This is a genomic window from Halorubrum sp. JWXQ-INN 858, from assembly GCF_009806985.1.
Taxonomy (GTDB): domain Archaea; phylum Halobacteriota; class Halobacteria; order Halobacteriales; family Haloferacaceae; genus Halorubrum.
Genome location: NZ_WUAX01000009.1, coordinates 246,818 through 262,918, shown reverse-complemented (window position 1 = coordinate 262,918; position 16,101 = coordinate 246,818). Strand labels below are relative to the sequence as shown.

The 16,101-nt window shown below is 68.9% G+C and carries 12 protein-coding genes and 1 tRNA gene; 9 read left to right on the top strand and 4 right to left on the bottom strand.

Features of this window, described 5'->3' with window-relative positions; all coding sequences use genetic code 11:
* Nucleotides 1-21 precede the first annotated feature (21 nt).
* On the top strand, nt 22-1,440 hold the full coding sequence (locus GRS48_RS15065; RefSeq protein ID WP_200840233.1) for a hypothetical protein: 1,419 nt from the start codon (nt 22-24) through the stop codon (nt 1,438-1,440).
* 354 nt (nt 1,441-1,794) lie between these two features.
* Here the strand turns inward: GRS48_RS15065 and GRS48_RS08440 are convergent.
* Nucleotides 1,795-1,869 (bottom strand) — tRNA-Glu (locus GRS48_RS08440).
* Nucleotides 1,870-1,985: 116 nt separating this feature from the next.
* On the bottom strand, nt 1,986-3,047 hold the full coding sequence (locus tag GRS48_RS08435) for a M20/M25/M40 family metallo-hydrolase (protein WP_159485455.1): 1,062 nt from the start codon (nt 3,045-3,047) through the stop codon (nt 1,986-1,988).
* A 113-nt stretch (nt 3,048-3,160) separates the two neighbouring features.
* Between GRS48_RS08435 and GRS48_RS08430 the strand changes: the two genes are divergently transcribed.
* From GRS48_RS08430 to rqcH, 5 genes are all read left to right on the top strand, one after another.
* Nucleotides 3,161-3,457, top strand: coding sequence for a hypothetical protein (locus tag GRS48_RS08430; RefSeq protein ID WP_159485453.1), 297 nt, complete (start codon nt 3,161-3,163; stop codon nt 3,455-3,457).
* A 164-nt stretch (nt 3,458-3,621) separates the two neighbouring features.
* Nucleotides 3,622-4,581 (top strand): zinc-dependent metalloprotease, encoded by a 960-nt coding sequence (locus GRS48_RS08425; protein WP_159485451.1) that lies wholly within the window; start codon nt 3,622-3,624, stop codon nt 4,579-4,581.
* Nucleotides 4,582-4,680: 99 nt separating this feature from the next.
* Nucleotides 4,681-5,736: a phosphoribosylaminoimidazolesuccinocarboxamide synthase gene (locus GRS48_RS08420; RefSeq protein WP_159485449.1), complete on the top strand. Its 1,056-nt coding sequence runs from the start codon at nt 4,681-4,683 to the stop codon at nt 5,734-5,736.
* A gap of 61 nt (nt 5,737-5,797) precedes the next feature.
* Nucleotides 5,798-7,531 carry a tRNA uridine(34) 5-carboxymethylaminomethyl modification radical SAM/GNAT enzyme Elp3 gene (locus GRS48_RS08415; RefSeq protein WP_159485447.1) on the top strand — a complete coding sequence of 578 codons (1,734 nt, stop codon included), beginning with the start codon at nt 5,798-5,800 and terminating at the stop codon, nt 7,529-7,531.
* A gap of 367 nt (nt 7,532-7,898) precedes the next feature.
* A complete protein-coding gene (gene rqcH, locus GRS48_RS08410) occupies nt 7,899-10,022 on the top strand; it encodes a ribosome rescue protein RqcH (protein ID WP_159485445.1) in 2,124 nt (707 codons plus the stop codon).
* Nucleotides 10,023-10,085: 63 nt separating this feature from the next.
* Here rqcH and GRS48_RS08405 read toward each other — a convergent pair whose 3' ends face one another.
* Entirely contained in the window at nt 10,086-11,465 is a 1,380-nt protein-coding gene (locus GRS48_RS08405) for a serpin family protein (protein ID WP_159485612.1), read from the bottom strand.
* Between the two features lie 207 nt (nt 11,466-11,672).
* Here GRS48_RS08405 and GRS48_RS08400 point away from each other — a divergent pair, with 207 nt between their 5' ends.
* The 3 genes from GRS48_RS08400 (at nt 11,673) to GRS48_RS08390 (ending at nt 13,781) form a co-directional block, all read left to right on the top strand.
* A complete protein-coding gene (locus GRS48_RS08400) occupies nt 11,673-12,890 on the top strand; it encodes a cystathionine gamma-synthase (protein ID WP_159485443.1) in 1,218 nt (405 codons plus the stop codon).
* A 241-nt stretch (nt 12,891-13,131) separates the two neighbouring features.
* A complete protein-coding gene (locus GRS48_RS08395; protein WP_159485441.1) occupies nt 13,132-13,449 on the top strand; it encodes a helix-turn-helix domain-containing protein in 318 nt (105 codons plus the stop codon).
* Nucleotides 13,446-13,781 (top strand): hypothetical protein, encoded by a 336-nt coding sequence (locus GRS48_RS08390; protein WP_159485439.1) that lies wholly within the window; start codon nt 13,446-13,448, stop codon nt 13,779-13,781. The genes GRS48_RS08395 and GRS48_RS08390 overlap by 4 nt, the downstream gene beginning before the upstream one ends.
* 281 nt (nt 13,782-14,062) lie before the next feature.
* Here GRS48_RS08390 and GRS48_RS08385 read toward each other — a convergent pair whose 3' ends face one another.
* On the bottom strand, nt 14,063-16,069 hold the full coding sequence (locus GRS48_RS08385) for a rhomboid family intramembrane serine protease (protein ID WP_159485437.1): 2,007 nt from the start codon (nt 16,067-16,069) through the stop codon (nt 14,063-14,065).
* Nucleotides 16,070-16,101 lie beyond the last annotated feature (32 nt).

Sequence of the window (16,101 nt, the reverse complement as noted above, 5' to 3'; positions counted from 1 at the left end):
GTGATTTCGTATCGCACACGCATGAGCGACTCCAACGGGCTCGGGGGGTACTTCAACGCCTCCGGTCACAACACCGTTCTCGCCTGGCTGTTCGTCGCGGTCCTCGGCGGGAGCGTCGTCGGTGGTGTGGCCGCGAGCCGTCCCGAACCGGTCCTGTTCGGCGTCGCCGCCGTCGTCGTCGTGACCGCGCCGGCCATCAGGTTCCGTGACCCCGCCGCCGTCCCGCCGTGGTACTTCGTCGGCCTGATCTGTCTGCCCGTGTCGTGGGAAGTGTTCTCGCCGGTTCCGCTCGCCACGGCGATCGTGCCGAGCCTCGCCGTCGCGACCCTCGGCCTGTTGATCACGGTCGAGCTCGACCGGTTCACGTCGCTCCGGCTCGTCCCGTGGTTCGCGGTCGTGTTCACGGTCCTGCTCACCCTCGCCATGTCCGGGCTGTTGAACGTCCTCCGCTGGTCCTCGGACGTCCTCTTCGGCACGACACACCTGCTCGACGGCCGGTCGCAGGACGCGATCAACGCCGCGGTGATGATCGAGTTCGGCTACGCGACGGTCGCGGGGGTCCTCGCCGGGGTGATCTTCTACGCCCATTTCAGGCGCGCGGCGGGGGCCGTCGACGACCTCGTCACACCGCCGTCCGACGACACGATCGAGCGCGGTCGGGACGACGAGATGGTGGCTGAGGAGGCGGCTGACGAGGTGGCGGCTGAGGAGGTCACGATCGACGGAGTGACTACAGACGGCGTCACGGGCGACGCCACGTCGGATCACGACATCGGTCGAGTAGTCCTCAGCGAGCGGTTAGGGGTTCCCGTCGGACGCCAACGACAGGCGGTGCGATCCATGCAGGTCGTTCTCGTCGGGGTCTTCGTCTACGGGGTGTGGTCACGGCAGATCGCCGTGATGATGAACGCCGCGCTCACCCTCGCGATCACGTTCATCCCCGCCGTACTGGAGCGTGACTACGAGGTCACGATCGAACCGGGCCTGGTGTTGTGGGTGACGACCGCGGTGTTCTTCCACGCGCTCGGGAGCGCCGGCCTCTACGACGCGATCTCGACGTGGGACCACCTCACACATACGCTGTCGGCGACGGTCGTCGCCGCCGCCGGATACGCGACGCTCCGGGCGATCCACCTCCACTCGGCGGCGATCCACCTCCCGCGGTGGGCGACGTTCTCGTTCCTTCTGGTGTTCATGCTGGCGATGAGCGTGATCTGGGAGGTCCTCGAGTTCGTCGTCGACCAGGGTGCACTCCGGCTCGGAACCGAGCCGATCCTCGCCCAGCACGGCATCGACGACACGATCATGGACATGCTGTTCAACCTGCTCGGCTCGGTGCTGTTCGCGGCCTGGGGAACGGTGTACCTCACGGAGGTCTCGGAGTCGTTGGCGACGGCGCTGGAGAAGCGGCTCGACACCGTCGACGAGACGGGGCGCTGAACGACGAAGCGAACGCCCAGCGGCGGTCGCGATGGGGACGTGGCTCGACTGAGTGCCGCGGTTGTTTATCAGTGGAGCGTCGTAGCGGGCCAGCAGTGCTCGGTGCGACCGCGAACGAGGAGCCAACTCACGCGAACGCACCCGCACCGCAGCCTCATGCCTCCCCAACCTCGGCAGGCGGGCGGCGAGCGAGCAGTTCCGCTCGCCGCCCGCCGACCGCATCGATCGTCCGGGTCGTGATCTAGCGTACGGAATGCAGGAATTGGCCGAGGAAGTACACCCGTCTGTCGTGGAGTTCGCGGACGCTTGTTCTCGGTGGGGCTGCGACGACGACTAGCCGTGTGTGGAAAAAGATGCTCCGGCTGGGATTCGAACCCAGGTCATTGCCGTGAGAGGGCAATATGATTGGCCGGACTACACTACCAGAGCGTGTATCCGCGTTCGTTCGAACGCAACTGAGGATATGGCAGTCCAAATTAAAACAGTTCCGTTTTCACCCCACCGTGGTGGGGTTTGTCGTGACGCGTCGCCGGTCGCGCCGTCGGTCACACGTCGACGGCGAAGGGGGTGGCGTCCGGGGCGGCGCTCGCCATCCCGGCCAGCAGGTCGGCGACGGCGTCGAGGTCCGCGAGGTCCACGACCTCGACCGGCGTGTGCATGTACCGATTGGGGATGGAGACGCTGAGCGAGGGGACGCCGCCGCGGGCGGTGAAGAAGGCATCGGCGTCGGTGCCGGTTCGGATGCCCGCGGCCTGGAGCTGGACGTCGATCCCGGCGTCGTCGGCCACGTCGCGCGCGAGGTCGACGAGCACGGGATGGTTGGCGCTGCCCCGGGTCACCACCGGACCATCGCCGAGCACGACCGGCCCGCGGCGCTCTGCCGTCACGTCGGGGTTGTCGGTCGCGTGCGTGACGTCGACGGCGACGAAGGCGTCGACGTCGTCGAGCCCGAAACCGACCATCTGCGCGCCGTTCAGTCCGACCTCCTCTTGGACCGTCGAGACCGCGTAGACGGTCGCGTCGCCGTCGGCCGCGACGGCGCGCCGGAACCCCTCGGCGGCGGCCCACGACCCGGCCCGGTTGTCGATTCCTCGGGCGGCGATCCGGCCGTCGACGAGGTCCTCGACCGTCGTCGAGAACGTGACCGGGTCGCCCACTTCGACGTGTTCGGCGGCCGCCTCCGCGTCGGCCGCGCCGATGTCGACGAACTGTGCCGTGATCTCGTCGTACCGGTCGTCGTCGGGGTCTCGGAGGTGGATCGCGGTCTGGCCGATCACCCCGTTGACGGGCTCGTCGCCGTGGATCGTGACGTGTTGTCCCTTGGTAACCGTGCGATCGGACCCGCCGACTGGTGCGATCCGGAGGAACCCCTCCTCGAGGACGTCCCGGACGATGAACCCGATCTCGTCCCCGTGGCCGGTGAGCGCGATCGTCGTCTCGGCGGTCCCCTCGTGGACCGCGATCGCGTTGCCGTACGCGTCGGTGTACACGTCGTCGGCGAACGGCTCGACGTGATCGATCCAGACGCGCTGGCCGGCGGCTTCGAAGCCCGACGGGGTCGGCGCTTCGAGGAGATCGTTCAGGAACGCACGGCGTGACTCGTCCATGGAGGCACCTACCGACCGAAGGCCAAGAACTCGCCGTTCTCGGCGCCCCGGGCGGTGCGGCCCACGACGCCGCCGCCACCACGATTAAGCGTCAGGCGCTCGAAGCGAACGGTATGAGCGAGACACACTTCACGTTCCTGGAGGTTCACCTCGGCGACTCGAAGATCCAGCTCGGCCCGCGAACGCTCGGCGGCGACGGGGCCGAAGCGACGGGAGCGGACGGCTCCGAGCCGACCGCGGACGACGCGACCGGTGACGCCGGATCGGCCTGCGGGTGCTCCGGAGCCGTCTGCCTGATCGGCGCTGTCCTGGCGGTCCTCGCCGTCGTCGTCGCGATCGGCGTCGTCGTCCGGAAGCGAGCGGGAGGCGACCTCGAGGCTGCGGCGGACCTCGACGAGCTCGTGAACTGACTGCCCGCCCTCTCGGACCATCCAACCCCTCCGAACCGTCCGAACCGCCAACCCGTTAGAACTACCCAAGCCGGCCGAACCACCCAAGCCGGCCGCCCCGCGACGCTTCCGTGTCGGATCGGCGGCGACACAAACGCTTTGAGTCCCGCACCCGTCGATCGGGTATGAACGTGCTCCGAAGCCTCCGTGCGGTCTCCGAGGCGTCCGGCTCCGGCGTCATCGACTGGGAGAAGGCCGCGGAGGCGGCGAAGGCGAGCACCGATCCGGGCTCGCTCGACCTCTCGCCGGGCGATCGCGAGGGGTACGCCGCGGACGTCCGGGACGCCCGTTCGCGGGTCAGAGCCGTCGCCGGCGTCGACTTCGAGGTCCCCGCGACCGTCGAGATCCAGAACCGGCACCACTGGGTCGACGCGAACCTCGACTCGTTTCGGAACGTGATGCGGCCGATCGAGACGACGGCGTCGCTGCCCCTTCCGGAGCTGTCACGCGTCGCCAACACCGGGTCGCTGGCGTTCACGCTGGGCTTTCTCGCGCGTAACGTCCTCGGGCAGTACGACCCGCTCCTGCTCGCGGACGAGCCGGACACCGACCACGGGCTCTACTTCGTCCATCCGAACATCGTCGCGGCCGCGACGGAGCTCGACGTCGACTACCCGCGGTTCCGTCGATGGATCGCGTTCCACGAGGTGTCCCACGCCGCCGAATTCGGCGCGGCGCCGTGGCTCCCGACCTACCTCGAAGCCCGTCTAGAGGAGGGGCTCCGGGGGCTCTCGAGCGGGGGGTTCGATCGCGAGGCGCTCGCCGAGCTCCAGCTCGCGATGACCGCCGTCGAGGGATACGCCGAGCTGTTGATGGATCGGGCGTTCGACGCGGAGTACGCGGACCTGCGCCGAAAGCTCGACGAGCGGCGCAGCGGCGGCAGCCCGGTCCAGCGGCTCGCCCGTCGGCTCCTCGGGCTCGGGATGAAGCGGCGGCAGTACGAGCGCGGGGCCGCCTTCTTCGAGCGCGTCGCGGACGAGCGCGGGATCGAGGCCGCCAGCGCCGTCTGGGACCGTCCCGAGAACCTCCCGACGAGGGCCGAGCTCGACCATCCCGAGACGTGGCTCGTCCGGATCGATCCGTGAGGGTGAAAAATGCACAAGCGTGGATCGATCGCAGCTCCAGGAGCGATGGCTACGCACGAAAGTGAAAGATTGATGCGTGTGGCGGTCGCGGGGTGAGCCATGACGAGCGTCAAGGAGTTCCGGGTGGCAGCGCCGGCGACCCCCGAGGCGTTGGGGCGCGGGCGGTTCCGTTTCACCGACGCGTACTCGGTGTTCGACTGGGGGCGAATGCCCGACCCGATCCCGCGGAAGGGGGCGAGCCTCTGTACGATGGGCGCGTACAACTTCGAGCTACTGGCTGACGCGGGCGTCCCGACGCACTACCGCGGCGTCGTCGACCCGGCGGCCCTGGCGTCCGGAGCCGACCCCGAGGACGCGGTCGTCCCCCTCGCCGAGGCCGACGGCGCGCCGGTCGAGATGGCGATCGAGCTGACTCAAGTCCCCGACCTCGCGTATCTGGGGGCCGACGCCGGCTACGACTACGAGGCGTTCCACGCCGCCGGCGGGGAGAACTACCTCGTTCCGCTGGAGGTCGTCTTCCGGAACACGGTCCCGGTCGGGTCGAGCCTCCGCGGCCGCATGGAACCCGCCGACGTCGGGCTCGACCTGGACGCGTGGCCCGACGGGGCGGTCGACCTCCCCGAGCCGATCGTCGAGTTCTCGACGAAGTACGAACAGCAGGACCGCTACCTCACGCCGACGGAGGCCGACCGGATCGCGGGCGTCGCCGACGTCGACGCGCTCGCGGACCTCGCGCGCTCGGTGAACCGGGTCGTCACCGATCGGGCGGCGGCGACCGGGTTCGTCCACGAGGACGGGAAGATCGAGTGTCTGTACGTCGACGGCGAGCTCCGCGTCGCCGACGTGGTCGGCACGTTCGACGAGAACCGCTTCTCGTACGGCGGCCAGCAGGTGTCAAAGGAGGTCGTACGGCAGTGGTACAAGCGCAACGACCCCGAGTGGGTCGCGGCCGTCGCCGACGCGAAGAAGGCCGTCGCCGACCGCGACGTCGCCGACTGGCGCGGCCTCTGTGCCGACGACCCGATCGCCCTCCCGGACGACGTGCTCGAGACGGTCTCGGCGATGTACGCCGCGGGGACGAACGCCTACACGGGCGGCGACTGGTTCGACGCGCCGGCCGTCGACGGGGCGGTCGACGCGGTCCGCGGGCTGTAACCGGTCCTCCGCTCGGTCCGGGGCGACACGCTTAACACCGGAAACCGAGGAATAGCAGGTAATGAGTACCGACGCGCCGAGCGACGCGGAGTCCGTGGGTGACGCGGAGTCGGGGGACGACGCGGAGCCGGAGGCGTTCGTGCGCGCCTGCGAGGAGCTGGTCGACCGGATCCTCGACGGCGAGATCGACCGCGAAGGGTTGGAGTCCGCGAAGATCGACGCCTGCTCGGCCCACTCCTCGCCGAAGGTGCCGAAGAACACGGAGATCCTCGACCACGCTCCCGCGGACGCCCGCGACGAGGTGATCGAGGTCGTCCGTCGCAAGCCGGTTCGGACCGCCTCCGGCGTCTCGCCGGTCGCGATCATGACGTCGCCGGAGCTGTGTCCCCACGGGAAGTGTCTCTACTGTCCCGGCGGCCCCGCCTCCGAGTTCTCCTCCGCACAGTCGTACACGGGCCACGAGCCCGCCGCCGCCCGCGGGAAGCAGAACGATTACGACCCGTACGGGCAGGTCACCCTCCGGCTCGAACAGCTCCGCAAGATCGGCCACCCCGTCGACAAGGTCGAGCTCATCCTGATGGGCGGGACGATGACGGCGCGCTCACACGACTATCAGGAGTGGTTCGTCAAGCGCGCGCTGGAGGCGATGAACGACTACGACCTGGACAGCGAGCCGGAGCCGGCGGAGGGGGAGTCGTTCGCGCCGGACCCCGCCGAGACGGAGTTCCGCTACCTCGAGGACGTGATCGCCGAGAACGAGACGAACGCGATCCGCAACATCGGGACGACCTTCGAGACCAAGCCGGACTGGTGTGACCCCGAGCAGATCGACCGCATGCTCGACCTGGGCGGCACGAAGGTCGAGGTGGGCGTGCAGACGACCTACGAGCGCATCAACCGCGAGATGCATCGCGGGCACGGCAACGAGGCGTCCCGGAACGCCAACCGACGGCTGCGCGACGCCGCGTTCAAGGTCGGCTTCCACATGATGCCGGGCCAGCCGGGGATGACCACGGAGATGTGTCTCGAGGACTTCAGACAGGTGTTCGGCAACCCCGACTGGCGGCCCGACTATCTGAAGATCTACCCGACACTCGTCGTCCGCGGCACCCGCGTCTACGACAGCTGGCATCGCGGCGAGTTCGAGCCGCTCTCGAACGAGGAGGCCGCGGACCTGATCGCGGAGGTGATGGGCGAGATCCCGAAGTACACACGGCTCCAGCGCGTCCAGCGCGACATCCCCGCGGACTTCATCGACGGCGGCGTCTGGAAGTCGAACCTCCGACAGCTGGCGAGCCAGCGCGCCGAGGAGCGGGGGATCGAGATCCGCGACATCCGCGCCCGCGAGGTCGGCCACAACGACGCCGACCCGGACCCCGACGACGTCGAACTCGACGTGCTGACCTACGAGGCCGGGGGCGGGACGGAGCACTTCATCTCCTTCGAGGACCCCGTCCGCGACCTGCTCGTCGGCTTCTGCCGGCTGCGGTTCCCGTCGTTCGCCCCCGACCAGCCGGGCGCGCCGGGCACCGAGAGCGATGCGATCCGCGCGGAGCTCGCAGACGCCGCCCTCGTCCGCGAGCTGCACGTGTACGGCAGCGAGGTCGCGCTCGGCGGCGACGGCGACTGGCAACACCAGGGGTACGGTCGGCGGCTCCTCGAACACGCCGAGGAGCTGGCTCGCGACGCGGGCTACCGGAAGGTCGCCGTCATCTCCGGCATCGGCGCGCGCGAGTACTACCGGAACAAGCTCGGCTACAGCCAGGACGGCCCGTACGTCTCGAAGCGGATCTGATACGGTCGGCGGGACGTTGACGAACCGGAGGCTCGCGTCGTCGCAGCCGCTTATAAGGGTGTAAGCGCGATGCATCCTCGCTTAGAAAGTGATGAGGGGCTTCGCGACCGCTCATATGGACCTTTCGCGCGCGTATTCCTGTCTTCCAGCGCGCCCCGGCGGTCTGTTAAGGGGTGCCGCGAGGGTGCCACCACGAGCGGTCACTTATAATCTACCCCCCGCACCTCTCGAGAGGGTTTATAAGCGATCGTCCGGTCCCTCGCCGACGCAACGCGGTCGGGTCATCGCCATCGCGAGCGACCCGGACTCTGCATCGAGGGCGTCACCACAACGACACGCCTTTTTCCGGGCCGCGTGTGGGCCACGTATGGACCCGAAGCGGGAGCTGTCGAGCATCGACCTCCGCGCGCTCGTCACCGAGCTCGGCCGGTACGAGGGCGCGAAGGTCGACAAGGCGTACCTCTACGACGACGACCTGCTCCGGCTGAAGCTCCGGGACTTCGACCGCGGGCGCGTCGAACTCATGATCGAGGTCGGCGACGTGAAACGCGCCCACGTCGCGACGCCGGAACACGTCGCGGACGCGCCCGGCCGCCCGCCGAACTTCGCGAAGATGCTCCGCAACCGGCTGTCCGGCGCGGACTTCGCGGGCGTCGAGCAGTACGAGTTCGACCGGATCCTCACGTTCCGGTTCGAGCGCGAGGACGCCAACACGTCGATCGTCGCCGAGCTGTTCGGACAGGGGAACGTCGCCGCGCTCGACGAGACGGGCGAGGTGATCGGCTCGCTCTCGACCGTCCGGCTCAAGTCCCGCACGGTCGCGCCCGGCGCGCAGTACGAGTACCCCGCCACGCGGCTCAACCCGCTCGAAGTGAGCTTCGACGCCTTCCAGCGGCACATGGGCGAGTCCGACAGCGACGTGGTGCGGACGCTGGCGACCCAGCTCAACCTCGGCGGCCTCTACGCCGAAGAGGTGTGTTCGCGCGCGGGCGTCGAGAAGGAACTCGCCATCGCGGACGCGGGCGAATCGGAGTACCGCGCGCTCCACGACGCGATCTCGCGGATCGCCGACCGCGTCCGGGCGGGCGAGTTCGACCCTCGCGTGTACGAGGAGGACGACCGCGTCGTCGACGTCACCCCCTTCCCGCTGACCGAGCGCGAGGGACTCCCGAGCGTCGGTTTCGACTCGTTTAACGCTGCCGTCGACGAGTACTTCTACCGGCTCGAACGCGAGGGCGACGCCGAGGAGCCGGCCGGCGCGAGCGAGCCCTCCCGCCCCGACTTCGAGGCGGAGATCGCCAAACAGGAGCGCATCATCGAACAACAGCGGGGCGCGATCGAGGGGTTCGAGGAGCAGGCGGCCGCGGAGCGCGAGCGCGCCGAGCTGCTGTACGCCAACTACGACCTCGTCGACGAGGTGCTCTCAACGGTTCGGGACGCCCGCGGAAACGACGTCCCGTGGGACGAGATCGCCGAGACGCTCGCGGCCGGCGCGGAGCGTGGGATCCCCGCCGCGGAGGCCGTCGTCGACGTCGACGGCGGCGCGGGCACCGTGACGGTGGACCTCGACGGCACGCGGGTCGAGCTCGAGGCCGCGGCCGGCGTCGAGGTGAACGCGGACCGGCTCTATCAGGAAGCGAAACGGGTCGAGGGCAAAAAGGAGGGCGCGGAGGAGGCGATCGCGGCGACCCGGCGCGAGTTGGAGGCCGTCACGGAGCGGCGAGACGAGTGGGAGGCCGCCGACGGCGACCCGAACGCCGCCGAAAAGGACGCGGACGACGCCGAGGAGCCCCCGGAGATCGACTGGCTCTCCCGTGCGTCGATCCCGATCCGGAAGTCCGACGACTGGTACGAGCGGTTCCGCTGGTTCCACACCTCGGACGGCTACCTCGTCATCGGCGGGCGCAACGCCGACCAGAACGAGGAGCTGGTGAAGAAGTACATGGGGAAACACGACCGCTTCTTCCACACGCAGGCACACGGCGGACCGGTCACCCTGTTGAAGGCCGCCGGCCCCTCCGAGTCGGCCGATCCCGTCGACTGGCGCGAGGAGACGCTCCGGGAGGCGGCGGCGTTCGCCGTCTCCTACTCCTCGGACTGGAAGGCGGGCCGCGGGTCCGGCGACGCGTACATGGTCGAACCCGATCAGGTGTCGAAGACCCCCGAGAGCGGCGAGTACATCGAGAAGGGGAGCTTCGTGGTCCGGGGCGACCGGACGTACTTCGAGGACGTTCCCTGTCGGGTCGCCGTGGGCGTCCAGTGTGAGCCGGTCACCCGGGCCATCGGGGGGCCGCCGTCGGCGATCGCCGAGCGCGCGGAGACGTACGTCACCCTCGAGCCGGGGATGTACGCGCAGAACGACGCCGCGATGATGGTGTATCGCGAGCTGAAAGAGCGGTTCGCCGACCAGTCGTTCGTCCGGAAAGTGGTGAGCGCCGATCGGCTCCAGGAGTTCCTCCCGCCGGGCGGGTCGTCGATGGTCGACGTCTGACCGCCGATCGCGACTCCGTCAGCCCGCGTCCTTCTCACCCGTCGTTCCGTCCCGTCGTTCGCCTCACCCCTGTGCGCTCCCGGCGTCGACCACGCGACCGAAAAAGAGGACCGCATCGGTCGGGCGGTCCCGGATACAGAAGAGGAACGGCCGGTCGAGCGTCAGGTCGAACGACTCGGCGGGCGCGCTCTCGATCATGTCGACGGCCGTCGCGGCCGCGGCCTCCGTGCCCTCCTCGTCGACGCTGACGAACGCCTCGTGGAACACGTCGTCGATGCCGGGGCCGCCGCCGGTCTCGACCATGTTCGAGAAGTCGGCTCCGGGGCCGAACGCCGCCGCCATCCCCAGGTCCTCGAGCGCCTCGCTCAGCTCGGCGTCGAACTCGTACTCGAACCGCGGCATCCGGAGGTCGCCGCTGGCGTCGCCGAGCGCCTCGAACACCCCGAACAGCGTCGGTCCCGACAGCTGCGCCTCTACCGACTCGAACTCCCCCTCGTCCGGAACGACGAGGACCATCGACACCTCACCGCCCACGTACGGGAGTTCGATCGCCTGCGCACCGGGGAGATCCGCGTAGTCCGTCCGGAGGTTCTGTGACATCATGGGGACGGTCGACCCGGTCCCGTCGAGCGCGGTGAACGTCGCGTCCGCCGTGTCGTCCGGGTCGAACTCCTGCTCCCAGCCGGCCATGAAGTAGATCGCGTTCGTCAACACGAGCACCGTCGACGACGACAGTCCGTTCTCCGGAATCAGCTCCTCGATCCGCTGGTCCGTCGCGTCGGCGACCCACTCGTTGATCCGCTCGCGTTCGGCCTCGTGGTCGGTCGCGAAGTCGGCCTCGTTGAACCCGCCGCCGTAGTGCTCGTCGACGAGATCGAGGTAGTCGGCGGCGAAGGGATAGCCGGCGTCGCCCCACAGCGCGTTCGCCACGTCGAGCCGGAACGCGTCGATCTCGTCGTCCTCGTCGTCACCGGACCCGCCGCCGGGCCCCGCGTCGGTCGTCGCCCGATCGTCGAGCTCCCCCTGTAGCTCGGCGAACGCGGGATGCGTCTCCTCGCCGAGCGAGAACCCGAGGGTCTCGCGCATCGCCGCCTCGGCGGAACCGGCCGCGCCCGCGTACGTCATCGCGAGCGCCATCGAGACGCTGTACGGCGAGACGAAGACGTTGTCCGCGTCCTCGTCTGCGACGAGTCGGTCGTGAAGATCGAGCGCGAACCCCGCGTTCCCCGCGACGAGTTCGCGCAGCCGTTCCGTCGGCGACGAGGGCGACCCCTCCGGGAGCGATCCGTTCGGCTCCGTCGGCGGCGTCTCCGTCGGATCGTCGGTGGGGGTGTCGGTCGGCTCCGCCGCGCCGTCCCCGTCACCCGGCGCGCCGTCGCTGCATCCGGCGAGCGCGGCGGCCGCGGCCATGCCGGTCGCGGCGAGGAGGGCGCGGCGGTTCAAGGCGGTTCGTTCTGACATACCCGAACGACGGGTGCCACCCATAAGGGTTTTCCAGAGGGACAAAGGTCCGTTTGTGCCATCTCCGATCGCTCGACGACTCCGATCGCCTGCCGGCGACCCCGATCGCCCGACGACCTCGATCGCCTGCCGCCGCCGACACCGACCGGAAGGACAAGAGTCAGGCTCCCGGGCGACGACGGGGTCGGTATGAGCGACCACGCGACCGACGACGACGCGACTGCCGCCGACGGCACCGAGGACGCGCACATTGAAGACGCGCGGATCGAGACGCGAGCGATCCACGCGGGTCAGGAGCCCGACCCGGAGACCGGCGCGCTGATGACCCCGATCCACGCGAACTCGACGTATAAACAGTCCGCGCCGGGCGAGCACACCGGCTACGAGTACTCGCGGACGGGGGACCCGACCCGGAGCGACCTGGAGGCGAACCTCGCCTCGCTGGAGTCGGGCAGCCACGCGCGCTGTTTCTCCTCGGGGATGGGCGCGATAAACACCGTCCTCAACCTGCTCGACGCGGGCGACCACGTCGTCGCCGGCAACGACGTGTACGGCGGCACGCACCGGATCTTAACGCAGGTGTACGAGCAGTACGACCTCGACACGACGTTCGTCGACACGACGGACCTCGACGCGGTCCGCGACGCGATGCGCGAGGAGACGGCGCTCGTCTGGGTCGAGACGCCGACGAACCCGCTGATGAACGTCAACGACATCGCCGCGCTCGCGGAGATCGCCCACGAGGGCGACGCGCTGTGTGCCGTCGACAACACGTTCGCAACGCCGTACCTGCAGCGCCCGCTCGAACACGGCGCGGACATCGTCGCCCAATCGCTGACGAAGTACCTCGGCGGGCACTCCGACACGATCGGCGGCGCGCTGATCGTCGACGACGCCGACCTCGACGAGCGGATCGGCTTCTACCAGAACGCCGTCGGCGCGACGCCCGGCCCGTTCGACTGCTTCCTCGTCCTCCGCGGCACGAAGACGCTCCCCGTCCGGATGGACCGTCACTGTGAGAACGCCGCCGAGCTGGCCGCCTGGCTCGACGCCCACGAGGACGTCGCACGCGTCTACTACCCCGGGCTCGAATCGCATCCGGAACACGAGTTGGCGGCCGAGCAGATGGACGATTTCGGCGGAATGTTGTCGTTCGAATTCGACGGCACCCTGGCGGAGGCGTCGACGGTCGTCTCGGAGACGGACGTGTTCACGCTCGCGGAGTCGCTCGGCGGCGTCGAGAGCCTCATCGAGCAGCCGGCGGCGATGACCCACGCGGCCATCCCGCGCGAGGAGCGGCTCGCGGCCGGGCTCACGGACGGGTTGATCCGCGTCTCCGTCGGCGTCGAGCACGTCGACGACCTGAAGGCCGACCTCCAGGCCGCGTTCGAGACGGCTCGCCAGTAACCCCCGAGCCGTTCCTTTGCGTCCGGCTCCGTTGAAGTTCTTTATGAGTGATGTCTTCTGACTTGCTGTGGTCAGTACAGGAGACATACGTATCGATGCCGGACGCCGACCTCACGATAATATGTCAGTAGCGGCCTGCAAGATACAGAGGATGGATGCAGCACGGGCGTGGCGTTCACAGAGAGCTGTGACCCAGATTTTGTCCCCAACTGTTATTACGTTCTATTACTTTCTATTATACATGCCAATCAGGATCGATCGGTTCGAGGATGGCCCGGATGACGCCCTCGATATACAGGAGGGAACACAACCTCACCGTATCCTTCAGTTCCTCGCAGAGCACAGCGATGAGGCATTCACGCAGACGGAAATCCACGAGGCGACTGGAATCAAGCGGGGTAGTGTCGGCGCGGTCCTCTCGCGACTTGAGGAGCGAGACCTCGTGCGTCATCGTGGACGATATTGGGCCATCGCAGAGGACGATCGTCTCGCCTCTTATGCCGCACAGTACGCGGCGAGCTCCGCTTCGACGACGGACGATTACTACGGCGAGGAATGAGTGTCATCTACACCCGTGGGATGGTGGTGAAGGGACCTGACCTACTTGCCGAGCACAACTACCGGCCGTACGTGTGTCTGAGCGACGATTCCCACCCGTTTTCTGAAGAAGAAGCGCTGTATGCAGCGGTCACGACGACGCGGAGATCTGTCGCGATCCCGCTTGGGAACGCCGATTTCGTTTCTGGTGGACTCCCGCGTGAAAGCTACGTGAATCCGTGGACGATTGTGTCGATCCGTCATAGCGACATTCAGCAGCAGGAAGGTCGTCTTGACGAGGAAACGGTCACCAAAATCGCAGGGGATGCTGCTGGGTATCTAGGTGTCAAATGATCGATCCATACCAGTAGACATCCGGGACTGCCAAGGTTCCGGAAGTGATCGATTCGCGTTGTGTGTCTTGCACGGCTAGCGAAAGGACCTACTGAGTTGGTAGAACTCTCTGTGTCAGTTCGCACCTTTCAGCGACCTGCTGTTTCAGACGAGAATCTCTCTGAAGAATAGGGTTTCAACAGAGCCTCGCGCACCTATCACACCTTGTTAGCCTTTATAAGCGATTATACGCCTTATTAACTCTCGTTACGCCTCATTTCGGTTGTATCAACGACGCGTCATCAGGACCGTTCGGCGACCTGCACCCTCGTGTCGCCGCTTTCGACGACGATCCGAAGCCCGTCCCCTTCCCCGCTGTCGGCTTCGGAGGCTCCGTCGCCGTCGGCGTTCCCGCTCCCGTCGCCGTCGGCGTTCCCGCTCCCGTCGCCGTCGGCGTCCTCGCTCCCGTCGCCGTCGGCGTCCTCGCTCCCGTCGTCGGAAACCGTCTCGGTGCGGACGACCAGCTCGCCCAGGGTCGCCTCCTCGCCCGCGTCCGGGACCGCGACGAGCGCCGGGGCGTCGTCCCCGCGGTCGGCGCGCACGGCGAACCCGTCCTCGGTCGGCACGACGCCGATCTCGTGGCCGTCGATCCGGGCCTCGGCTCGCATCGGGTCGCCGACGTACGAACGGACCGTCTCCCCGTCGTGGGTCAGGTCGACGGCGTAGGCGGTCCCGTTGCCGACCACGTCCCACGCGACGCGGTCGACGGCTACCTCCTCGCGCCAGCCGACGCCGCCGACCACGACCGTGGCCGACCCCTCGTGGGCGAGGACGGCGGGGCGTTCCGCGAGCGTCCAGATCTCCCGCCGGTCGCTCGTCACGACCACGCCGTCGGTCGTCCCGCCGAAGAACCCCTCGCCGAGGTCGACGACGGCCGACTGCGGGGTCGGCTCGTCGGCGACGTACGCGACCGTGTAGTCACGCACGTCCACGCCCGTCGACCCCGTGATCTCGGGGTCGTCGACGACGACGAGCCCGGGGAGGACCGCCGGAACCGACACGAGCAGGGTCAGGGCGACGAGGACGAGCGTCGCGCCGCCCCGGCGCGACAGGGGGCCGGCGTGGATCCGATCGGGGAGCAGGGCCGGAACGGCCGGGAGCGCGAGCAGCGTCGCGAACAGGCCGATCGCGCCGAGCCCCACGGCGAGCGGCCCCTCGACGGCGACGACCGCGACGGCGGCGACGGCGGCCGCCACCGCGACGAGCAGGAGCCACGCCGAGGCGAGCCGACTGGGTCCGGTCGACGTCCCGACGAGCGGCACCGAATCGATCAGGGGCCGTCGGCTCCCCGCGGCGGCGACGGTGACGACGAGGACGAGCCAGAGGAGGAGGGTCACCCCCAGTCCGCGGTAGAGGACGAACTCGTCGCCGCCGCCCCCGGCCAGGAGCCAGAGCGACTGGACCGTGCCCACGACGAGCGTCGCCGACAACACGCGGGCGGCGTCGGGGCGGTCGCCGCGCGCGGACAACAGCGCGACCGCGAGCAGCACGCCGATCAGGAATCCGAGGAGGTGCGCTTGGAACCCGATCCCGGCCCATCCCGGCGGGGCCGGGGGACCGGCTTCGAGCGTCTCCCTGACGAGGGGGTCAGTCAGCGCCGTGAACAGCGTGCCCGCCGCGGACGTGGCGACGACGCCGACGACCGTCGCGAGCGGGCGGGCGACCACGGCGAAGCCGACGACCGCGTAGAGCGCGCCGGAGAAGCCGAGTCCGGGGCCGAACGAGAAGGCGGCGGTGAGGAACGCGACCGCGAGCAGGACCCCCGGGAAGACGACGACCGCCCGGACCCACGGGCGGGACCGGAGGCCGGACGACCCGCCGTCCGTGACGACGCGACGCGCCGACCCGGCGTTCGACCCCCGGCGTTTCCCCCGGCGTGCCCCCCGCGGGTAATGGCTCCAGACGTACTCCGCGATCGGGGCCAACACGAGGGTGCCGGCCATGTTCGAGACGATGTGGCCCGCGCTCCCGTGGGCGATCCCCGCCGTGAGGATCCCGGTCGGGTACAGATACGACCAGGAGACGAACGCGTAGACGACCGGGGACTCCGGGTGTGAGAGCCCGCTTTGGACGAACAGGTAGAAGGCGACGACGACCGCGACCGTGACGAGCGTCCCCCACGGGACGCCGGCGATGAACCGGGCGCGGAGCCGATCGCGGCACGCGTCGCGGTCGGCGACGCGCCACGCGACCGCGGCGACAACGAACAGGGCCGCGACGAGCGCGGCCCGAGTCGGTGTGATCGGCATCGCTTCCCGCTTCGTCTGCCGAGGGGATACGT